Source organism: Pseudonocardia sp. ICBG162, assembly GCF_020496225.1.
In the GTDB taxonomy this organism is placed as follows: Bacteria; Actinomycetota; Actinomycetes; order Mycobacteriales; family Pseudonocardiaceae; genus Pseudonocardia; species Pseudonocardia alni.
Window position 1 is genome coordinate 311184 of sequence record NZ_JAHLJD010000005.1, and the last position, 20160, is coordinate 331343.

At 75.4% G+C, this 20160-nt stretch carries 22 protein-coding genes; 14 read left to right on the forward strand and 8 right to left on the reverse strand.

The genetic code is table 11. From position 1 onward, the window contains the following. Nucleotides 1-81: 81 nt before the first annotated feature. Both mshD and KPL60_RS01900 read right to left on the reverse strand, forming a co-directional pair. On the reverse strand, nt 82-966 hold the full coding sequence (mshD, locus tag KPL60_RS01895) for a mycothiol synthase (protein WP_226364688.1): 885 nt from the start codon (nt 964-966) through the stop codon (nt 82-84). Nucleotides 967-982: 16 nt separating this feature from the next. Continuing rightward, the gene (locus tag KPL60_RS01900) at nt 983-1768 is read right to left on the reverse strand and encodes a response regulator transcription factor (RefSeq protein WP_062399702.1); all 786 of its coding nucleotides are present in this window, start codon (nt 1766-1768) and stop codon (nt 983-985) included. 201 nt (nt 1769-1969) lie between these two features. Between KPL60_RS01900 and KPL60_RS01905 the strand changes: the two genes are divergently transcribed. From KPL60_RS01905 to KPL60_RS01945, 10 genes are all read left to right on the forward strand, one after another. Next, nucleotides 1970-2800: a DUF2993 domain-containing protein gene (locus KPL60_RS01905; protein ID WP_226354847.1), complete on the forward strand. Its 831-nt coding sequence runs from the start codon at nt 1970-1972 to the stop codon at nt 2798-2800. A 12-nt stretch (nt 2801-2812) separates the two neighbouring features. Continuing rightward, nucleotides 2813-3244 carry a thioredoxin family protein gene (locus tag KPL60_RS01910; protein WP_226354846.1) on the forward strand — a complete coding sequence of 144 codons (432 nt, stop codon included), beginning with the start codon at nt 2813-2815 and terminating at the stop codon, nt 3242-3244. Nucleotides 3245-3315: 71 nt separating this feature from the next. Continuing rightward, nucleotides 3316-3390 (forward strand): putative leader peptide, encoded by a 75-nt coding sequence (locus KPL60_RS35040; RefSeq protein ID WP_350662235.1) that lies wholly within the window; start codon nt 3316-3318, stop codon nt 3388-3390. 64 nt (nt 3391-3454) lie between these two features. Then, the gene (locus KPL60_RS01915) at nt 3455-3913 is read left to right on the forward strand and encodes a DUF4395 domain-containing protein (protein WP_100879370.1); all 459 of its coding nucleotides are present in this window, start codon (nt 3455-3457) and stop codon (nt 3911-3913) included. Between the two features lie 35 nt (nt 3914-3948). Next, on the forward strand, nt 3949-4785 hold the full coding sequence (locus tag KPL60_RS01920) for a sulfurtransferase (protein ID WP_226354845.1): 837 nt from the start codon (nt 3949-3951) through the stop codon (nt 4783-4785). A 1-nt stretch (nt 4786) separates the two neighbouring features. Beyond that, nucleotides 4787-5086: a DUF1416 domain-containing protein gene (locus KPL60_RS01925; RefSeq protein ID WP_178374777.1), complete on the forward strand. Its 300-nt coding sequence runs from the start codon at nt 4787-4789 to the stop codon at nt 5084-5086. Between the two features lie 130 nt (nt 5087-5216). Beyond that, entirely contained in the window at nt 5217-5387 is a 171-nt protein-coding gene (locus KPL60_RS01930) for a hypothetical protein (protein WP_157818430.1), read from the forward strand. Nucleotides 5388-5422: 35 nt separating this feature from the next. Continuing rightward, the gene (locus KPL60_RS01935) at nt 5423-6028 is read left to right on the forward strand and encodes an FABP family protein (RefSeq protein ID WP_062404071.1); all 606 of its coding nucleotides are present in this window, start codon (nt 5423-5425) and stop codon (nt 6026-6028) included. Further along, a complete protein-coding gene (locus tag KPL60_RS01940) occupies nt 6029-6643 on the forward strand; it encodes an allophanate hydrolase subunit 1 (protein WP_226364689.1) in 615 nt (204 codons plus the stop codon). Next, the gene (locus KPL60_RS01945) at nt 6640-7503 is read left to right on the forward strand and encodes a biotin-dependent carboxyltransferase family protein (protein ID WP_226354843.1); all 864 of its coding nucleotides are present in this window, start codon (nt 6640-6642) and stop codon (nt 7501-7503) included. The genes KPL60_RS01940 and KPL60_RS01945 overlap by 4 nt, the downstream gene beginning before the upstream one ends. Before the next feature lie 3 nt (nt 7504-7506). Here KPL60_RS01945 and KPL60_RS01950 read toward each other — a convergent pair whose 3' ends face one another. Both KPL60_RS01950 and KPL60_RS01955 read right to left on the reverse strand, forming a co-directional pair. After that, complete coding sequence (locus tag KPL60_RS01950; protein WP_226364690.1) at nt 7507-9309, reverse strand: hypothetical protein; 1803 nt, start codon at nt 9307-9309, stop codon at nt 7507-7509. Between the two features lie 43 nt (nt 9310-9352). Further along, nucleotides 9353-11284, reverse strand: coding sequence for a hypothetical protein (locus tag KPL60_RS01955; protein ID WP_226364691.1), 1932 nt, complete (start codon nt 11282-11284; stop codon nt 9353-9355). Between the two features lie 289 nt (nt 11285-11573). Between KPL60_RS01955 and KPL60_RS01960 the strand changes: the two genes are divergently transcribed. The 4 genes from KPL60_RS01960 (at nt 11574) to KPL60_RS01975 (ending at nt 14502) form a co-directional block, all read left to right on the forward strand. Then, on the forward strand, nt 11574-12014 hold the full coding sequence (locus KPL60_RS01960; protein WP_083658651.1) for a Fur family transcriptional regulator: 441 nt from the start codon (nt 11574-11576) through the stop codon (nt 12012-12014). Next, nucleotides 12011-13138: a folate-binding protein YgfZ gene (locus tag KPL60_RS01965; protein WP_226354840.1), complete on the forward strand. Its 1128-nt coding sequence runs from the start codon at nt 12011-12013 to the stop codon at nt 13136-13138. The genes KPL60_RS01960 and KPL60_RS01965 overlap by 4 nt, the downstream gene beginning before the upstream one ends. Nucleotides 13139-13359: 221 nt before the next feature. Beyond that, entirely contained in the window at nt 13360-13563 is a 204-nt protein-coding gene (locus KPL60_RS01970; protein WP_062399683.1) for a DUF3073 domain-containing protein, read from the forward strand. Nucleotides 13564-13758: 195 nt separating this feature from the next. After that, nucleotides 13759-14502 (forward strand): NUDIX domain-containing protein, encoded by a 744-nt coding sequence (locus tag KPL60_RS01975; protein WP_226364692.1) that lies wholly within the window; start codon nt 13759-13761, stop codon nt 14500-14502. A 22-nt stretch (nt 14503-14524) separates the two neighbouring features. Here the strand turns inward: KPL60_RS01975 and purM are convergent, their stop codons facing one another. The 4 genes from purM to purL form a co-directional block, all read right to left on the reverse strand. Beyond that, complete coding sequence (gene purM / locus KPL60_RS01980) at nt 14525-15622, reverse strand: phosphoribosylformylglycinamidine cyclo-ligase (protein WP_073575834.1); 1098 nt, start codon at nt 15620-15622, stop codon at nt 14525-14527. A 43-nt stretch (nt 15623-15665) separates the two neighbouring features. Continuing rightward, nucleotides 15666-17252 carry an amidophosphoribosyltransferase gene (gene purF, locus KPL60_RS01985; protein ID WP_226354838.1) on the reverse strand — a complete coding sequence of 529 codons (1587 nt, stop codon included), beginning with the start codon at nt 17250-17252 and terminating at the stop codon, nt 15666-15668. 119 nt (nt 17253-17371) lie between these two features. Then, nucleotides 17372-17710, reverse strand: coding sequence for a sterol carrier family protein (locus tag KPL60_RS01990; RefSeq protein WP_226354837.1), 339 nt, complete (start codon nt 17708-17710; stop codon nt 17372-17374). Beyond that, on the reverse strand, nt 17710-20016 hold the full coding sequence (gene purL / locus KPL60_RS01995; protein WP_226354836.1) for a phosphoribosylformylglycinamidine synthase subunit PurL: 2307 nt from the start codon (nt 20014-20016) through the stop codon (nt 17710-17712). The genes KPL60_RS01990 and purL overlap by 1 nt, the downstream gene beginning before the upstream one ends. Nucleotides 20017-20160: the final 144 nt, after the last annotated feature.

Here is a 20160-nt window from a genome sequence, read left to right on the forward strand (position 1 = left end):
TGAACAGGGTCGGCGACCGGGTGGACCTGCGTCACACGTTCGAACGAACCCCGTCACCGGTCGTCGAACGGTGACGGGGTCTCACCGGGCGTAGTTGACGTCCGCGGCGTGCACGGCGAACCCGAGGCGCTCGTAGACGGCCACGGCGGGGGCGTTGTCGGCCTCGACGTAGAGCAGCACCGTGTCCAGTCCGCGGTCGTGCAGGTGGTGCAGCCCGGCGAGGGTCAGGACCTTCCCGAGCCCCCGCCCGTGGGTGGCCGGGTCGACGCCGAGGACGTAGACCTCGCCCAGGGCCCGCTCGTCGCCGGTCGCGGGGTGGACCTTGGTCCAGTGGTAGCCGAGCAGGGTGCCGCCGCCGTCGACGGCGAGCAGGAACCCGGCCGGGTCGAACCAGTCCTCGGCCTCCCGCGCGGCGAGCTCGGCGCCGGTCCAGCCGCCCTGCTCGGGGTGCCAGTCGAAGGCGGCGTTGTTGACGCGCAGGAACTCGTCGTCGTCGCGGCCGGGTTCGAAGGCGCGGATCGTGACGCCGTCGGGGACGGTCAGGGCGGGCAGCGGGCCCGCCGCGGTGGTGCGGCGCATCTGCCAGAGCACGCGGTCCCGGCGGTAGCCCCGGCCCGCGGCGAGCTCCTTCGCGGCGTCGAGGTCGCCGTGCGCCCACACGTGCGGGTCGGCGGTGACCTTCTCGACCGCGGCGACGAGCGCGCCGCCGATCCCCCGCCGTCGTGCGCCGGGGTGCACCGCCAGCTCGGCGTAGGTGCCGTCGACCTGGGCGTAGCCGTCCACGGCGCCGTCGTCACCGGCGACGACGAGGTGCGTCACGCCGTCGGCGGGGGCGTCCGGGCGCAGGTGCATCAGGAACTGCTCGGAGAGCGGTTCGGCGCCGTCGGCGGCGGTCGCCGCCCTCAGCAGGTCCTGCACCGCGGAGACGGTGGCGGCGTCGAGACGGGAGTGCTCCTGCGGGTCCACGAGCGCCGACCCTAGGTCACCGCGGCACCCACGCTCCACGTCCCGGGCCGGTCGGGGGCCGGGCGCCGGGCAGGCGACGGTCCGGGACGGGCTCGGGGTCCGCGTCGTCCTGGTCGGGCGGCGCGGACAGCCCTCCGCGCGACGGGCGGACGAACTTGTAGCCGACGTTGCGCACGGTGCCGATCATCTGCTCGTGCTCGCCGCCGAGCTTGGCGCGCAGCCGCCGGACGTGGACGTCGACGGTGCGGGTGCCACCGAAGAAGTCGTAGCCCCAGACCTCCTGCAGCAGCTGGGCCCGGGTGAACACCCGTCCCGCGTGCTGCGCGAGGTACTTGAGCAGCTCGAACTCCTTGTAGGTGAGCTCCAGCAGCCGGCCCTTGAGCCGCGCCGAGTACGTCGCCTCGTCGATGACGAGCTCGCCGAGGACGAGCGCGCCACCCCCGGACGCGGACTCGGCGCCGGGGCGCGACCGCAGCAGCCGCAGCCGGGCGTCCACCTCGGCCGGGCCGGTGTCGGGGAGCAGGATCTCGTCGACCACCCACTCGCCGGACACGGCGACCAGGCCGCCCTCGTTCAGCACGGCGATCACCGGCGCGTCGGTCCCGGCGCTGCCCAGCAGCCGGCACAGGCTGCGCGCGGCGACCAGGTCGGAGCGGGCGTCCACCAGGACGGCGTCGTGCGGACCGGCGTCGAGCAGTGCCGCCACCTCGGGCGCCGCGGTCCGCACGTTGTGCGGCAGCAGCGACAGGGCGGGCAGTACGGCTGCCGCATCCGGAGCCGTGGTCAGCAGGAGCAGTTCCATGGACTCCCCCTTCTCGCGATACGCGGACGATACCGGGACGTCACCCCACGGTCAGCCGCAGAGCGACGGGTTTCACGCCCCGATCTGGATCGTTCCCGCCGGGGATCGGAACCGATCCGGGGCCCCGGGGCCGCCCACCGGACCGGCGGCGGGGCTCTCTACCCTGGTCAGGACCTATCCCGATCCTGTGGAGGCCCGGTCGTGGGACGCCCCGTCCGTCGCGTGCTCGTCGCCGTCCTGGCGGTGGCCGCCGTGCTCGTCGTGGGCGACCTCGCCACCGGGGCGGCCGTCGAGTCGGGCATCTCCCGCGCACTGCGCGACCGGCTCGACCTCCCCGAGGACCCCCACGTGCAGGTGCACGGCTTCTCGGTGCTCGCCCAGGCCGCGACCGGCCGCTACGACCACGTCGAGATGACGCTGCAGCGGGTCCCGGTCGGGCCGCTGCGCACCCCCGAGCTCCAGGTGCAGATGTACGGCCTGCGCGGGGACCTGTCCGACCTCGCCGGGCTCGGGCCCGCCCGGTTCCGCGCCGCGGCGGCCGAGGGCATCGTGCAGGTCAGCCCGAACGACATCCGCCGGATGGTCGTCGACGCCGGCGGTCCGGCCGCCGGGGTGACGCGGCTGTCGGTCGAGGCCGTCGACGCGAACGCGATCGACTCGGTGATCCGGGCCGGCGGCGACCCGACGCTGCGCGGGCTCGACCCGCGCAACGCGGCACGGTTCGTCGCGGAGATGCCGGTGGACGGCGCCGACGCGCAGGTGGCCGTGCTGGCCGTGCTCGTCGTCGACCGCGGCACGATGCGGATCGTCCCGCGCGACGTCCGGATCAACGGCTCGGACGAGCCGGTGCCGGACGCGGTCCGCACCTCGATGCTGCGCGCGCTCGCCGTGGACATCGACCCGGGTCCGCTGCCGCTGGGCGTCACCGCGACCTCGGCGAGCGTTCCGGAGTACAACGTCCTGCAGGTCGCCGGGTCCGTGCGCGACCTGAGCGTGGGCGGAGGACCGGGCACGTCCCGCTCCGCGGGCTGAGAGGGGGCGTCGGTGGACGTCACGGGTGCGGTGGTGCTGGTCGTCGTCCTGCTAATGGCGACGCTCGCCGGGCTGGTCCTGCGCCGCCGTTCGGGGCGGCTCCGGCCCTCCGGGCACGACGGCGGCGCGCCCGCCGCGGCCGGGCCGGGCTGGGAGCTGGCCGGGACCGAGCCGGACGGGCGCCGGGCGCTGCTGCTGCAGCTGTCCTCCCCGGTCTGCGCGCCGTGCCGGCAGACCGCGCGCGTCCTCGGCGACCTGGCCGCGGCGGACCCGGGCGTGGCGCACGTGGAGGTCGACGTCGCCGAGCGCGTCGACGTCGCCCGGGCGCTGGGCGTGCTGCGGACCCCGACCACGGTCGTCTTCGACGCCCGCGGTGCCGAGGTCCTACGGGTCTCCGGGGTCCCGCGCACCGACGAGCTCGTCGCCGCCCTTCCCACCGGCTGAGAACGTGTGTGTGATGTCCGGTGGGCGCCGACCACTGGGCTCGGCACGGATCGTCGGCTAGGCTCGGTCCCGTGAACTGGCCGCTGACCCGACGCCGCACGGTCGATCTGTGCCGCCTCGCCGGCTGCCTGTGTCTGGACTCCTGACCCGCGTGTCCTGAGCCCCGGCGTCCCGCGACGCCGAGGTTCCCGCCCCGGTTACTGGAGTCCCATGTCCGTCACGGACCGCGGATCCGCGCTCGTCGAGCCCCGGCTCGACCCGCGCGGGGTCCGCTTCTCCGCCGCGATCACCACCGTCGTCCTGGCGCTGGTGCTGCTGTCCGGCAGCGGCCTGCTCGTACTCGCGCAGGCCGTCGTCTTCGCCGTCGGCGCGTTCGCCGGCATGCGGTTCGCCCCCTACGGCGTCGTGTACCGGCACCTCCTCGCCCCCCGGCTGGGTCCGCCCGCCGAGCGCGAGGACGCCGCCCCGGTCCGCTTCTCGCAGACCGTCGGGCTGGTGTTCACCGTCGTCGCGGCGGCCGGCTACCTGTCCGGCCTGACCGTGCTCGGTGTCGTCGCCACGGCGGCGGCGCTCGCGGCGGCCTTCCTCAACGCGGCCTTCGGCTTCTGCCTCGGCTGCGAGATGTACGGGCTCCTCGCCCGCCTGCGCGGCACCGCCGCGCAGTCCTGACCGTTCCCACGACACACGATTCGGGAGAGATCGACATGAGCCGCGAGGACGTCCTCGTCACCGCCGACTGGGCGGAAGAGAACCTGGAGACCGACGGGGTGGTGTTCCTCGAGGTCGACGAGGACACCACCGCCTACGACGGGGGCCACATCCCCGGTGCGGTCAAGGTCAACTGGACCGACGAGCTGCAGGACGCGGTCCGTCGCGACATCCCCACCAAGGAGCAGTTCGAGCAGCTGCTCTCCGCCAAGGGCGTCTCGAACGACGACAAGGTCGTGCTCTACGGCGGCAACAACAACTGGTTCGCCGCCTACGCGTACTGGGAGTTCAAGCTCTACGGCCACGACAACGTGGTGCTGCTCGACGGCGGCCGCAAGAAGTGGGAGCTCGACGGCCGGACCCTGACCACCGACGTCAAGGACCGGCCCGCGACCTCCTACACCGCCAAGGAGGCCGACACCTCGATCCGCGCGTTCCGCGACGAGGTCGTCGAGGCCATCGACGCCAAGAACCTGGTCGACGTCCGGTCGCCCGACGAGTTCTCCGGCAAGATCCTGGCCCCGGCCCACCTCCCGCAGGAGCAGAGCCAGCGTCCGGGCCACGTGCCGAGCGCGATCAACATCCCGTGGTCGAAGGCGGCCAACGAGGACGGCACGTTCAAGTCGAACGACGAGCTCGCCTCGCTGTACAAGGAGGCCGGCTTCGACGAGGGCAAGGCGACCATCGCCTACTGCCGCATCGGCGAGCGCTCCAGCCACACCTGGGTCGTGCTGCACGAGCTCCTGGGCCACTCCGACGTCAAGAACTACGACGGCAGCTGGACCGAGTACGGCTCGCTGATCGGCGTGCCGATCGAGCTGGGAGCGAAGTGACATGTGTGCCGCACCTGACCAGAACCTGACCCTGCCCCCGAACACGGACCTCTCCAAGGAGACCGTGCTCGCCGGCCGCGTCGTCGCCGCCGGCGACCCGGTGGCCGGGGCCTTCGTACGGCTGCTCGACGGCACCGGGGAGTTCACCGCGGAGGTCGTGTCCTCGGCCTCGGGTGACTTCCGGTTCTTCGCCGCCCCGGGCACCTGGACCGTCCGGGCGCTGTCGCGCTCGGGCAACGGGCAGTCCGAGCTCGTCGCCGACGGACCCGGCCTGCACCGCGCGGAGATCGCCGTCGCCTGACCCGCTCGTTCCACCCGAACGCCGTCCCGGTCCCGCCGGGGCGGCGTTCGGCGTTCCGGCCGCCGACGGTCCGCGCGTCGGGACGGCCGGGGAGGCGCGACGGTGTGGCAGGTCAGTAGACTCGCCCGCCGTGCACTGGTTCTCCACCGGGCTGTTGATCGCCCTGTCCGCGGGAACCGCCGCCTGGGCCGGCTGGTTGCTCCGTCGCCTGTTCGTCGTCGAGCCCGTCGCCGCGCCCGGGCCGGGTCCCGATCCCGAACGGGACCCCGACGACCACCACACCGAGGAGCAGACCCCGTGACCGACCCCGAGCCCGCCGCAGCGTCCGACGAGGAGCTGCAGACCACGATCACCGGTCCGGAGAACGCGGCCCCGGACTCCCCGCAGCGCAACCGGCCGCAGTGGCCCGACCTGCCCGTCGACGACGACACCGCCAACCTGCGCCAGGGCCCCGACCTGCACGAGGCCTGCCTCGGCCTGCTGCCGCTGGTCGGTACCTGGCGCGGCACCGGCGAGGTCGTCTACCCGACGATCGAGGGCCCGTTCCACTTCGGCCAGCAGATCACCTGGGCGCACGACGGGCGTCCGTTCCTGTCCTACGAGGCCCGCTCCTGGCTCCTCGACGACGACGGCGGGATCATCCGCCAGGCCGCCCGCGAGACCGGGTTCTGGCGTCCCCAGGAGGACGGCTCGATCGAGGTCCTGATCGCGCACCACACCGGGATCGTCGAGGTCTACTACGGGCCGCGGGGCGACATGCGGTCCTGGCAGATCGAGACCGACGCCATCGCCCGGACGCCCTCGGCCAAGGAGGTCACCGCGGCGAAGCGGCTCTACGGCCTGGTCAACCAGGGCGACCTCGCCTACGTCGACGAGCGCGCGATGGTCGGGCAGCCGATGCAGCCGCACATCTCGGCCGTCCTGCACCGCGTGGTCGGCTAGTTGGTCGCGGTCCGGGTCCGCCGCTGCGGCGGGCGGGCGGTGCTGCTGGAGGTCGACGACGCCGCCGGGGTGGCGGCCGTCGTCGCCGCCGTGCGGGACGCAGCGCTGCCCGAGGTGCGGGAGCTGGTCCCGGCCGCCCGGACCGTGCTCGTCGAGGTGGCGCCCGGAGCCGCCACCGAGCGGGTCGTACAGGTCGCACGGGCCGCGGACCCGGCCGCCGGCGAGGCGGGCACGGGCACCGTCCACTCGCTGCCCGTGACCTACGACGGCGAGGATCTCGCGCTCGTCGCCGAGACCGCGGGCCTGACCGTCGACGAGGTGGTCGCGCTGCACAGCGGCGCGGAGTACCGGGTGGACTTCTGCGGCTTCGCGCCGGGCTTCGGCTACCTCTCGGGGCTCCCGGAGCCGCTGCGGCAGCCACGCCTGGAGAGCTCGCGGACCGCGGTGCCCGCCGGCTCGGTCGGGATCGCCGACGTCTACAGCTGCGTCTACCCGCGGCGCTCCCCCGGCGGCTGGCGGCTGATCGGCCGCACCGACACGGTCCTGTTCGACCCCGTCGCCGACCCGCCCGCGCTGTTCACCCCCGGCGACCGCGTCCGGTTCGAGCCCCGGTGAGCGCGCTGCTGGTGGTGCGGGCCGGGCCGCAGGCGCTGGTGACCGACCGCGGACGTCCGGGGCACGCGCACCTGGGGGTGCCGCCGTCGGGCGCGCTGGACGGGCCGGCGTACGAGCTGGGGAACCGTCTGGTCGGCAACGACGACGGCGCGGCCGGGCTGGAGCTGCTCGGCGGCGGACTGCGGGTGCGCGCCCTGGGGGGCCGGACCGTCGCCGTCACGGGGGCGCCCGCGCCGGTGTCCGTCGACGGCCGCCCGGCCGCGTCGCACCGGGCGCTGCACCTGCCCGACGGCGCCGAGCTGACGGTCGGGACGCCGGTCGGCGGGCTGCGGTGCTATCTCGCCGTCGCGGGCGGGCTGGAGGTGCCGCTCGCGCTGGGCAGCCGCAGCACCGACCTGCTGTCCGGGCTGGGACCCGACCCGGTCGCGGACGGCGACGAGCTGCCGGTCGGCCCGTGGTCCGGGCCGATCCCGGTGTCCGGGCCGGTCCCGGTGTCGCTGCCCGGTGCCGTGGTCGGGCTGCGGGTGCGCCCCGGCCCCCGCGACGACTGGTTCGCCGACCCGCACGCCGCCCTCGCCGGTCCGCTGTGGACGGTGACGGCCGACGGGAACCGGATCGGGGTCCGTCTCGACGGGCCGTCCCCACAGCGGCTCCCGGAGCTGCGCGACCGGGAGCTGCCGAGCGAGGGGATGGTGACCGGCGCGGTGCAGGTCCCGCCGGACGGGCCGCCGGTGGTGTTCCTCGCCGACCGTCCGACGACCGGTGGCTACCCGGTGATCGCCGTCGTCGAGCGCGCCGACCTGCCGCTGCTCGCCCAGGCCCCACCGGGGACGGGCGTGCGGTTCACCGTGCTGCGCTGAGGCTCAGCGCTCGGCGTCCTCGCCGTCGAGGATGGTGCGGACGTCGTCGACTGCCATCCCGGACAGCCTGCCGATCTGCGCCGGGTCGAGCCCGCACTCGTGCAGGTGCCGGACGGCGCCGGCCAGGTCGTCGCGGCGGCGGCGCAGGACCTCGTCGAGCTCGGCGATGCGGTCGCGGGTGTCGTCGAGCCGTTCGGTCGCGTCGACGGCGCGGGCCGGGTCCTCCAGGAGCACCCCGAGCAGCCGGTCCTTCGCGTCGCCGGCCGCCGGGGTGCGCGCCCCCGCGGTCGGGACGACGGCGAGCGGCAGCTCCTGCTGCTCGCCACCGGGGACGTCGGGTTGCGGGTCGACGACGGCGTCGGTGGCGCGCAGGCGCGCCCGCTGCACGGCGCGGGCCGCGAGGGCCTGCTGCACGGCCCGGGAGACCGGCTCGGGGGTCGGCCGGGACGTGATCTCGGACCCGGTGGGCGGGGTCGGCGCGGGGGGCGGCGTCGCCGGGATCCCGGACGTCGCGGGGAGGTCCTCCGCGGCCGGTTCCGCGCGCTCGGCCGACCAGGGCGGCAACGGGCCGGGCGCGGTGTCCTTCCGGGCGGCCGGAGCCTGTTCCGCGGCGGGGGGCACGGTGTCGTCCCCGGTGGCCGGGGTCTGCCCGGCCGCGGCGGGCGTGGCCTCCGGGCCGGGCGCGACGACGTCGGTGAGGTCGTCGACGATGCGCAGCCGCGCGACAGGCCACTCCGGGACCGGCGGCGTGGCCGGGTCGCCGGGGGTGCCCACGGCGTCCCGGGCTGCGATGACGTCGGCCGGGACGGTGGCGTCGGCCGGGACGGTGGCGTCGGCCGGGACGGTGGCGTCGGTCCCGGTGGCGCTGTCGGTCGCGGGGGTGCTGTCGGTTCCGGCAGGGCCGTCGGTTCCGGCAGGGCCGTCGGTTCCGGCAGGGCCGTCGGTTCCGGCAGGGCCGTCGGTTCCGGCAGCGGCAGCGGCTGCGGCGAGGGGCGTGGCGGCGGCGCGGCCCGGGCCGGCGGTGTCGGCGCGGTCCGTACCGCCGCTGTCCGTCCGGGCCGGGTCCGTCCGACCGGTGGTGTCGGCGGGAGCGGTGGCGGCGTGGGGGCCCGCCGGGGTCGTCGCGGACAGGGGCTCCACGTCCGCCGTGCCGCGCGCAGTGCCGTCGCTGGCGTCGGGGCCGTCGGGGGCACGACCGGCGCGCGTGGCGGCCCCGGCGCCCCGGGCCCGTCGCAGCCCGGTCGACCGGGGGCGCGGGGTCGGCCGGGGCCGGGGCAGCGGCTCCACCGCGGCACCCGACGCCCCGGTTCCCGACGCGGCACCCGGGACCGGCGGCGCCGCGGCGAGCGCCACGGCGGCCGTCGCCTCCGGGTCTCGCCCCCGGGCGAGGGTGGCCGCGTCGGGCTGCTCGTCGGCCGGGGCGAACAGCGCCTCCAGCGAGCCCTCGTCCCCGTCGTCGTCGGGGGCGGCGTGGCGCCCCGCACCGGAGGCGACGACCGCGCCGGCGTACGCGGGCACCCGCGGCAGCGGACCGGTGTCCGCGCCGCGCTCGGCGACCACGTCGGCGACGGTCCGTGCACGGGCCGGGCGCGGCGGGTCGGCCGGGCCACCGGCCGCCTCACCGGTCCAGTCGGCATGGGACGGCTGCGGGTCCGCGGCCGTGCGCGGGGGCTCGAGCGGCAGCGGCACGGGCGCGGGGGTGCGGCGCGCACGCCACACACCCCACAGGACCAGGACCACGAGCACGCCCGCGCCCAGCACCGCCACGAGGGGCAGGACCGGGACCGTGAACGAGCCGAGCTGCATGGGCCCGGACCTTATTGGGGTCCCGGGCCCCGCGCGGGGAACCTCAGCTGCTGCGCGTCCCCGTCGACGGCTGCGCCGCGCCCGTCCGGCCCTTGTCACCGGTGGCCGCACCGGAACCGTTGCGGGTCGCGCCGTTGCCCTTCTCGCCACCCTGCGACGACGGCTCGGACGCCGACGACGCACCGTTACGACCGTTCTGACCGTGGCCGGCCTGGCCGGAGCCGTTGCGGGCCCCCTCCGGACCGGGTCGCGCCGGGCCGCGCCCGGCGGCCGGGTTCGCGGTCGTCGGCGGGTCCGCGTCGGCCTTCGCGCCCTCGGCCGCGGTGCCCTTCTCCCCCGCCGGCGGCTTCTGCGAACCATCCGTTGGGGTGTCACCGGAACGGCGGACGGCGCCGACCGCGACCGTGCGCTCGGCGTCGCCGCCGGGCGTCGGACGCGGGTCCTGGCGCGGCACGGCCGACGTCTTCGGCTCCGCCTCGACCGGACGGGACTCCGACGCGGGCCGGAACAGCTCGGCGGGTTCGGGCTCGTCCCCGGGCCGGACCGCGGTGGTGCGCTCGGCACCGCCCTGCTGCCCGGTGGGGGCCGGCGACGGGCGCGGGCCCGGTGCGGGCCGCGGACCCGGGCGCGGGCCGGCGGCCTTGTCCCCGTCGGTACCGCCGGGACGCGGTCCCGAGGCGTCCGTCCGGGCGGGCTGCGGTGCCCCGGCCGGACGGTCGGTACCCGCCCCACCGGTGCCGGGCTTGGCCGGACCGGAGTCGGGCCGGGACTGGGACCCGGAGTCCTGGCGCGCCGGGGCGGGCCCCGGCTGCGGACGCGGACCGGGCCGCGGCGCGGGTGCCGCATCGCCCGACGGCGACGCCTGGGCGGCGGCCGGTCGGGCACCGTTCACCCCGGCGCCGTTGACACCGGCCGCGGGGGCCTGCGGGCGGCCGTTCGGGGCGCCCTGCGGACGCGCGGAGCCCTGGTCCTTCTGACCGGGACGTTGCTCGGACCCCGGGCGCTCCTCGGCGCCGGACCGGGCACCGGGACGCTGCGGCTCCGGCGCACCCGGGCGCGGCCCGGGACGACCGGACCGCTGGTCCGCGGAGTCGGGACGGGCCTGGTCGGAGCGACCCTGGTCGGGACGACCGGGCCGGGCGTCGGCCTGCCCCGGGCGCGCGGAGGCGTCTGCACCCGTGCCGGCGGCAGCGGCGGCCGGCGTGGCGCCGGCACCGGACTGCGGGGCGGGCTTGGCACCGGCACCGGACTGCGCGGCGGGCTCCAGCCCGGGGCCCGGCTGACCGGCGGGCTTGGCCGCACCGGGCTGACCCGTGCCGGGCCGGTCACCCGCGGCGGGCTTCGCGGAGCGGTCGTCGGACGACCCGGCCTCGCCGGACGGTCCGCCGGGCTTCTGCCCCGGGCCGGGGACCGGCCGGATCTCGTGGCGGGCCTTGTCCCCGGTGGCCGGGGCCTTCCCGACCTCGGCGCGCAGCTCGTCGCGACGGCGGGTCAGCTCCCCGACCTCGGTGCGGAGCTTGTCGCCCTGCTCACGGGCCCGGTCGGCGTCGGCGCGGGCGCGGTCGACCTGCTTGCGGGCCTCGGTGACGACACGCTCGGCGTCGGCACGGGCCTTGCTGCGGATCTCCTCCGCCTCCTCCTCGGCCTTCTGCAGGATCGCCTGCATGCGGTCGGAGAAGTTGTCGACGGCACCGTGCCGGTCGGAGTCCGACGGTCCCGGGCCGGGACGCGGCCCCGGACGCGGTGCCGGGCGCGGCGGCCCGCCGGCCGGACCGGCGGCGAACCCGCCGGGCGGCGGCACCGGCATGGGCGGCGGCATCGGCCGGCTCCGCAGTACGTCGATGTCCGCGCGCATCCGGCCCATGAGCCGCTGCATCTGGACGATGTGCTCGTCCACCTGCCGACGGTCGTAGCCGCGGAGAACGACGTCGAACCGCGGGGAACCGCCCGGGCGGTCCGCCCCGTCTGCCGTCATCGCCTCTCCTCAGGTCGTCGACATGGGTGCCCTCGGAGGGCACGTACGAGGTCGGCGGACCGACGGTTCGGCGCGACCTCGCCGGTCAGGGTAGTCACGACGACGGGGTCGCGGCGAACCACGCAGCGTGCAACGGTCGTCCGTCGGCGTGGCGGGCCCCGCGACGGACGGTTCCGTGACACGATGTGCGGTCACCGTCCTCGTGGCCCGAGCCTACCGGGCCGTACCGAATACCATCGGCGGTGTGGACAGCACACTGAAGGGCACGTTGCACCGGCGTGGGCTCCGGATGACCCCTCAACGCCAGCTCGTGCTGGACGCGGTCCGGGAGCTGGGGCACGCGACACCCGAGCAGGTGTGCAGCCGGGTCCAGGCGACGGCACCGGCGGTGAACATCACGACGGTGTACCGGACGCTGGACCTGCTCGAGGAGCTCGGCGTCGTCCGGCACGCCCATCTCGGGCACGGTGCGCCGACCTACTCCGAGCACCAGCACCGCCACGTCCACCTCGTCTGCCACCACTGCGGCCGGGTGGACGAGGCGCCGACCGAGCTGCTCTCCGATGTGGCGAGTCGCACGCTCGCCGACCTGGGCTTCCACCTGGACGCGACGCACGTGGCCCTGTCCGGCACGTGCGTCGACTGTGCGCACGACGACGAGGACTCCGCCGACGGAGCCCCCGAGCAGGACGACACGGCGCCCCAGGAGGGCGCGGAGGGAGACCGGTGACCGTTCCCGGATCCGAGCAGGACCCCGACACCACCGACAACGCCGGGGACACGACCCCCGACCCGGACGACGTCGTCGCCGCGCACCACGGCGACCCGCCGGCCGAGCAGCGGGCGATGGCCCGCTCCGCCGCCGTCGTCGACCGCGGGCACCGCGAGGTGCTGGCGGTGACCGGCGAGGAGCGGCTGTCCTGGCTGCACCTGCTGCTCACCCAGCACGTCAGCGAGCTGCCGCCCGGCACCGGCACCGAGGCGCTGGTGCTCGACGCGCAGGGCCGGGTGCTGCACCACATGGCCGTCGCGTCGTCGGCGGACACGGTCTGGCTCGACACCGAGCCCGGCGAGGGCGCGGCACTGCTCGACTACCTGGCGAAGATGGTGTTCTGGTCGAAGGTCGAGCCGCGCGACGTCACCGCCGAGCTGGCGGTGCTGTCGGTCGTCGGCCCCGGGACCGCGGCCGTGCTCGCCGCGGCGGGGCTGCCGGTGCCCGATGCGCCGAACGGCGTCACGGCCCTGCCGGACGGCGGGTTCGTGCGACGGATGCCGTGGCCGGGCCGGGACGCGGCGGACGTCGTCGTCCCCCGCGGGACGAAGGACGCCCGCTGGGCGGACCTCACCGCGGCCGGGGCGCGGGCCGCCGGGACGATCGCGTTCGAGGCGCTGCGGGTGGAGTCGCGCGCACCGCGCCTGCACCGCGACACCGACGACCGCACCATCCCGCACGAGGTCGGCTGGATCGGCTCCGCCGTGCACCTCACCAAGGGCTGCTACCGGGGCCAGGAGACCGTCGCCCGGGTCGCGAACCTGGGGCGCCCGCCGCGGCGCACGGTGCTGCTGATGCTCGACGCCGGCGACGAGGACCTGCCGCGCACCGGCGACCCGGTGGTGCGCGACGGCCGCACGGTCGGCCGGGTGGGCACGGTCGTCCAGCACCACGAGCTGGGCCCGGTGGCGCTCGCGCTGCTCAAGCGGTCGGTCCCGGTCGACGCCGAGCTGACCGCGGGCGTCGACGACCGGGTGTCCCCCGCGACGATCGACCCGGACTCCTACGAGCCGGACCCGGACACCCCGCCGCCGGGCCGCGCGGCCCGGGAACGGACGGGTGGCGCCGCGCGTCGCGGATGACGCGCGGCCCGGCCGGACCACCGTGGGGCGACCACCGGGTGAACACCCGGGGGCCCCGCGCCGGTCCGGGGCCGGGTCCGCCTGTGACGACGGCGGTGCCGCGTCGCATGTTCCGGGGTGAGCAGGGTACGGTTGTTTTCACGACATTGATGAGACGAGAGGGGCCGCCGGGTCGTGCGCAATGACCGGCCGCCCCTTCCCTGTTGTAAGGGGGACCTGCCATGGGGCGTGGACGAGCCAAGGCCAAGCAGACGAAGGTGGCCCGTGAGCTCAAGTACAGCTCCCCTTCTATGGATCTCGACGCCTTGCAGCGGGAGATCGGTAGCGCGACGGCGGTGACTACCGACAGCCGCGAGGACGACTACGGCGAGTACGACGACCTCGCCGCCAAGTACAACGACGAGGACGACGACCCTCGCCGTTGACGGCCACCCCGGCGCCCGGCTTCCCGTCGTGACACGACGGCCCGGGCGCCGCGGCACGTGCCGACCCGGTGAGCTCGCTCGTCGGACCGGTCGTACCGGGCGGTTTCCCCCGGCCGGTCGGATAGGGCAAGATCATGACCTGTCTCCTGTGGGAGGCTTGGTCACCGATCCCGTCACGTCCGAGGTGTTCAGCAGATGCGCGGCAACCTGTTCGCGGTCGCCGTCAACCTCGTCGTGCTGACCGTGCGGTCGGACCGTCTGCACGTGCTGCTCATCGAACGGGGCGAGCCCCCGTTCCTCGGGCACTGGGCCCTGCCCGGTGGTTTCGTGCGCCCGGAGGAGGACCTCGTGCACACCGCCAGCCGGCGGTTGGGCGAGGAGACCGGGGCCGACACCGGCAGTGCCGTGTGCGGGCACCTCGAGCAGCTGGCGAGCTACGCCGCACCCGACCGCGATCCCCGCGGCCGGGTCCTGTCCGTGGGCTACCTCGCGCTGCTGCCGGACATGCCGGAGCCGACGCCGGGCGGCGGGGCCGCCGCGTCCGCGTGGTGCGCCGTCGACGACGTGCCGCCGCTGGCGTTCGACCACCAGCGCATCCTCGCCGACGGCGTGGAGCGGGCGAAGTCGAAGCTCGAGTACACGACGCTCGCCGTCTCGTTCTGCCCGGACGAGTTCACGGTGACCGACCTGCGCCGGGTCTACGAGGCCGTCTGGGAGACCTCCCTGGACCCGCGCAACTTCCAGCGCAAGGTGACCTCCACCGACGGCTTCCTCGTGCCGACGACGACGCTGGTCACCGGCGGCCGCGGGCGTCCGCCCCGGTTGTTCCGCCGCGGCCCGGCGACGGCGCTGCACCCGCCGATGCTGCGCGAGCCGCACCGCGCCGGGAACCGGCAGCCGGCGTCGCACGACACGGAGCTCCACCACTCCTTCGAGTGAGAGCAGCCGGCGCGGGACCGCCTCAGAAGCGGGGGTGCTCCCCGCGCAGCTGCACCCGGGCGCCGAGCTCGCCGGAACCGGCGCCGTCGACGTCGCCGATCCGGCCGACCTCGCCAAGGATCCAGGCGGGCACGTGCCGTGCGGTGAGGACGGCGAGGGCGCGGTCGACGTCCTCGGGCGGCAGCACCGCGACCATCCCGACGCCCATGTTGAACGTCTTCTCCATCTCCGCGCGCTCGACCCGGCCGCGGGACTGGATCAGCTTGAAGATCGGGGCCGGGGTCCAGGAGCCACGCTCCACGGTGGCCGCGAGGCCCTCGGGCAGCACCCGCTCCAGGTTGCGGGCCAGCCCGCCCCCGGTGATGTGGGAGAACGTCCGCACGCCGGTCTCGGCGGTGATCGCCAGGCAGTCCTTGGCGTAGATCCGGGTCGGGACGAGCAGCTCCTCGCCGAGGGAGTGGTCGAACTCCTCCAGCTCACCGGCCAGCGGCAGCCGGGCGATGTCGAGCAGCACGTGGCGGGCCAGGGAGTAGCCGTTGGAGTGCAGCCCGGAGGAGCCGAGGGCGACCAGCACGTCGCCGGGGCGGACGCGCTCGGGCCGCAGCATCTTCTCGGCGTCGACGACACCCACACCGGTGGCGGAGAGGTCGTAGGCGCCCTCCTCCATCAGCCCGGGGTGCTCGGCGGTCTCGCCGCCGAGCAGCGCGCAGCCCGCAGTCTGGCAGCCCTCGGCGATGCCGCGCACGATCGTCGCCACCTGGTCGGGGACGATCTTGCCGATGGCGATGTAGTCCTGCAGGAACAGCGGCTCGGCCCCGCAGACGACCAGGTCGTCGACGACCATCGCGACGAGGTCCTGGCCGATGGTGTCGTGCTTGTCCATCGCCTGCGCGATCGCGACCTTGGTGCCGACGCCGTCGGTCGAGGCGGCCAGCACCGGCTCGGAGTACTTGCCGAACTTCGCCGCGAACAGACCGGCGAAACCGCCGATGCCGCCGCGCACCTCGGGCCGGGTCGCCTTCTCGGCGAACGGACGAAAACGCTCGACCGCCTGCTCCCCCGCATCGATGTCCACCCCCGCGGAGGCGTAGCTGGCGGGGCCGGGCTCGGTCGAGGGCATGCGTGGTCTCTCCAGGTCGGGACGGGGTCGTGATCGGGTGCCGCTACGGGCGGGTCAGCGCTTCCCCGGCACCGTAGCCGACGGACAACGGCCCCGGATCGCCAGAGGCGGCACCGGACGCCGTCGGCTCCGGGACGTCCTCCAGCAGGTGCTTGCCGAGCTGGGCCTCCTCCGGCAGCGGGATCGGGTACTCCCCGTCGAAGCAGGCGCAGCACAGCCGCGAGCGCGGCTGCTCGGAGGCGGCGACCATCTGCTCGACCGAGACGTAGCCGAGGCTGTCCGAGCCGATCGAGCGTCGGACGCCCTCGGTGTCGGCGCCGTTGGCGATCAGCTCGGCCCGGCTGGCGAAGTCGATGCCGTAGAAGCAGGGCCAGCGCACGGGCGGCGAGGCGATCCGCACGTGCACCTCGAGGGCGCCGGCCTCGCGCAGCATCCGCACCAGCGCGCGCTGGGTGTTGCCGCGGACGATCGAGTCGTCGACGACGACCAGGCGCTTGCCGCGGATGACGTTGCGCAGCGGGTTCAGCTTCAGCCGGATGCCGAGCTGGCGGATGGTCTGGCTGGGCTGGATGAAGGTGCGCCCGACGTAGGCGTTCTTCACCAGTCCCTGGCCGTAGGGGATGCCGGAGCCCTGGGCGTAGCCGATCGCGGCCGGGGTGCCGGACTCCGGGACCGGGATGACCAGGTCGGCCTCGACCGGGTGCTCCTCGGCGAGGCGGCGGCCGATCTCGACACGGGTGTCGTAGACCGAGCGGCCGGAGATGGTGGTGTCCGGGCGCGCCAGGTAGACGTACTCGAACACGCAGCCCTTCGGCTCCGGGGCGGCGAAGCGCTGGCTGCGGATGCCGTCGGCGTCGATCGCGATGAGCTCGCCCGGCTCGACCTCACGGACGAACGAGGCGCCGACGATGTCCAGCGCCGCCGTCTCCGACGCGACGACCCAGCCGCGCTCCAGGCGGCCCAGCACCAGCGGGCGGACGCCGTGGGAGTCGCGGGCGGCGTAGAGGGTGCTCTCGTCGGCGAAGGTCAGCGAGAACGCGCCGCGCAGCCGCGGCAGCAGCCGCATCGCGGCCTCGTAGACGCCGAGGTCCGCGGCGCCCGCGGCCAGCAGCTCGGTGAGCAGGTCGGAGTCGGTGGTCGCGCGCAGCCCGGACCGCTTGCGGTTCTCCAGCTTCGCGACGTCCTCGCGCAGCTCGGCGGTGTTGACCAGGTTGCCGTTGTGGCCCAGCGCCAGGCCGGAGCCCGCGGCGGTGGTGCGGAACGTCGGCTGGGCGTTCTCCCAGGTCGTCGCGCCGGTCGTCGAGTAGCGGCAGTGGCCGACGGCGAGGTGCCCGCGCAGCGAGGACAGCGTCTGCTCGTCGAACACCTGGCTGACCAGGCCGAGGTCCTTGAACACCACGGTGCGGCGGCCGTCGGACACGGCGATGCCTGCGGCCTCCTGGCCGCGGTGCTGCAGCGCGTAGAGGCCGTAGTAGGTCATCTTCGCGACGTCCTCGCCGGGGGCCCAGACGCCGAACACACCGCACTCCTCGCGGGGTCCTTGCTCGTCGGGCTCGGGGGCAGGAAGTGCGACGGGGGTGAGGGAGAGGGTTCGTTCAGGGCTGACGTGCTCGTTCCGGACGGAACTCAACGCGGCGCTCCTCGGCTGGCGGCGTACCGGGACCAGGGGACGACTGTACGCCCCGAGATCACGTGTCCCCAGGTACGGGGACAGGGGTCACGTCGGAGTTGCACACCGCACCCGTCCGGTCACGGCGTGCGGAGCGGCAGGAACGCGGCGATCTCGCCCGCCCGCGACCCGGACGCCGACACCCGCCCGGCGGCGACGGCGTCGTCCCAGGTCAGGCGGCCGATGGCGAGCGCGATCCAGGTCCGCGGGTCGGTCTCGACGACGTTCGGCGGGGTGCCGCGGGTGTGCCGCGGCCCCTCGACGCACTGCACCGCGCCGAACGGCGGGACCCGCACCTCGACGCTGCGGCCCGGCGCGCGCCGGGCCAGCTCGTCCAGCGACGTCTTCACCGCCGACTTCCGTGTCGCCCGGTCCGGCTCGACCCCGTCGTCGACCCAGTCCAGGAGGACGTCGGACATCAGACCGAGACGGCGCCGAACCGCGCCGGGAGCGTGCCCTCCCAGGCGGCGCGCAGCTCGTCGAGCGCCAGCGTACCGAGGGCGTCACCCAGGTCGAGGACGTCGCCGCCGGTCTCGCCGAGCTGCAGCGCCGGGACACCGGCCTCGGCGGCGCGGGCGAGGAACGCCTCGGCGCCGTCGGCGGGCACGGTGACCAGCACCCGTCCGGCGGACTCGGCGAACAGCGCGGTGAACGAGTCCTCGTGCACCCCGGCCAGGTCGACGCGGGCGCCCCGGCCCCCGGCGAGCGCGGCCTCGACCAGGCCCTGGGCGAGGCCGCCGTCGGACAGGTCGTGGCTGCCGGTCAGCGCCCGGTCCGCGGCCGCGGCGGCGAGGAGCTGCGCGAGGCGCCGCTCGTGCTCCAGGTCGACGGCGGGCGGCCGTCCGCCGAGGTGCCCGTGCACCTCGTGCGCCCACTCCGACCCGCCGAACTCGGCGGCGGTCGTGCCGAGCAGGACGACCGTGTCGCCGTCGGCGCCGGCGAACCCGGACCGGACCGCGGTGGTGACGTCGTCGATCACGCCGAGCACGCCGACGACCGGGGTCGGCAGGATCGCCGTCGTCCCGGTCTGGTTGTAGAAGCTGACGTTGCCGCCGGTGACCGGGGTGCCCAGCACCGCGCAGCCGTCGGCGAGACCGCGCACGGCCTGCTCGAACTGCCACATGACGTGCGGGTCCTCCGGCGAGCCGAAGTTCAGGCAGTCGGTGACGGCGAGCGGCACGGCGCCGGAGGTCGCGACGTTGCGGTAGGCCTCGGCCAGCGCGAGCTGCGCGCCGACGTACGGGTCGAGCGCCACGAAGCGGGCGTTGCAGTCGGTGGCGACGGCGATGCCGCGGCCGGTGGACTCGTCGACCTGCACGACGCCGGAGTCGGCGCCGTGCGCGGCGACGGTGTTGCCGCGCACGTAGCGGTCGTACTGGTCGGTGACCCACGAGCGGGACGCGAGGTTCGGGGCAGCGGCCATCCGCAGGATCTCCGCGCGCAGCTCGGACGGGGTCTCCGGGCGGGGCAGCGTCTCCGGGGAGTCCGCGTTCAGCGCGTCCTGCTTCGCGTCGTCGCGGGCGACCGGGCGGGTGTAGACCGGGCCCTCGTGGGCGACCGTGCGCGGCGGCACGTCGACGACGGTCTCGCCCTGGGAGGTGATCACCAGGCGGTCGCCGTCGGTGACCTCGCCGATCACGGTGGCGATGGTGTCCCACTTGCGGCAGACGGCGAGGAAGGCCTCGACGTTCTCCGGGGTCACGACCGCGCACATCCGCTCCTGGGACTCCGAGGAGAGGATCTCGGCGGCGGTCATGCCGGTGGCGCGCAGCGGGACGGCGTCGAGGTCGACGTGCATGCCGCCGTCACCGGCGGAGGCGAGCTCGGAGGTCGCGCAGGACAGCCCGGCGCCGCCGAGGTCCTGAATGCCGACGACGAGCCCGGCCGCGAACAGCTCCAGGCAGCACTCGATGAGGACCTTCTCGGTGAACGGGTCGCCGACCTGGACGCTCGGGAGCTTCTTCCGCCCGGTGCCGCCGCTGTCGGAGTCGAAGGTCTCCGACGCCAGCACGGACACGCCGCCGATGCCGTCGAGGCCGGTCGTCGCACCGAACAGGATGATCTTGTTGCCGGTGCCGGAGGCGAACGCGAGGTGCAGGTCCTCGGTCTTCAGCGCTCCCACGCACAGGGCGTTGACCAGCGGGTTCCCCGCGTAGGACGGGTCGAAGACGACCTCGCCCGCGACGTTCGGCAGGCCGAGACAGTTTCCGTAGCCGCCGACACCGGCGACGATGCCGGGCAGCACCCGGCCGGTGTCGTCGGCGTCGAGCGGGCCGAAGCGCAGCGGGTCGCCGACGGCGATCGGGCGCGCGCCCATCGCCATGATGTCGCGGACGATGCCGCCGACACCGGTCGCCGCGCCCTGGTAGGGCTCGACGTAGGACGGGTGGTTGTGCGACTCGACCTTGAAGGTGACCGCCCAGCCGTCGCCGACGGACACGACGCCCGCGTTCTCGCCGATACCGGCGAGCATCGTCGAGCGCATCTCGTCGGTGGTGGTCTCACCGAAGTAGCGCAGGTGGACCTTGGAGGACTTGTAGGAGCAGTGCTCGCTCCACATCACCGAGTACATCGCCAGCTCGGCGTCGGTGGGCCGGCGGCCGAGGATCTCCCGGATACGGGCGTACTCGTCGTCCTTGAGCCCCAGCTCCCGGAAGGGCTGCGGCTGCTCCGGAGTGGCCTCGGCGTGCTTGACGGAATCGACCGGCACCTGGGACTGCGTCACGGGGGTCAGGGTAGACGGGGCTCCCCCGCCCGCGTCCCCGCACGGTGCCGGGGCCCACAGGCGGGGTTCCCCACAGCGGGGTGAAACGCACCCGCCGCCCGCGGCGTCCCCTCGTGCACAGGCCCACCGGGCCACGGACGAGGG

Coding starts and splice junctions, on each gene's coding strand:
- KPL60_RS01900 (WP_062399702.1), bottom strand. CDS start 1,768: ATGGAACTGCTCCTGCTGACCACGGCTCCGGATGCGGCAGCCGTACTG.
- KPL60_RS01950 (WP_226364690.1), bottom strand. CDS start 9,309: ATGCAGCTCGGCTCGTTCACGGTCCCGGTCCTGCCCCTCGTGGCGGTG.
- KPL60_RS01915 (WP_100879370.1), top strand. CDS start 3,455: ATGTCCGTCACGGACCGCGGATCCGCGCTCGTCGAGCCCCGGCTCGAC.
- KPL60_RS01955 (WP_226364691.1), bottom strand. CDS start 11,284: ATGACGGCAGACGGGGCGGACCGCCCGGGCGGTTCCCCGCGGTTCGAC.
- purM (WP_073575834.1), bottom strand. CDS start 15,622: ATGCCCTCGACCGAGCCCGGCCCCGCCAGCTACGCCTCCGCGGGGGTG.
- KPL60_RS01975 (WP_226364692.1), top strand. CDS start 13,759: ATGCGCGGCAACCTGTTCGCGGTCGCCGTCAACCTCGTCGTGCTGACC.
- KPL60_RS01925 (WP_178374777.1), top strand. CDS start 4,787: ATGTGTGCCGCACCTGACCAGAACCTGACCCTGCCCCCGAACACGGAC.
- KPL60_RS01990 (WP_226354837.1), bottom strand. CDS start 17,710: ATGTCCGACGTCCTCCTGGACTGGGTCGACGACGGGGTCGAGCCGGAC.
- KPL60_RS01920 (WP_226354845.1), top strand. CDS start 3,949: ATGAGCCGCGAGGACGTCCTCGTCACCGCCGACTGGGCGGAAGAGAAC.
- KPL60_RS01960 (WP_083658651.1), top strand. CDS start 11,574: ATGACCCCTCAACGCCAGCTCGTGCTGGACGCGGTCCGGGAGCTGGGG.
- KPL60_RS01970 (WP_062399683.1), top strand. CDS start 13,360: ATGGGGCGTGGACGAGCCAAGGCCAAGCAGACGAAGGTGGCCCGTGAG.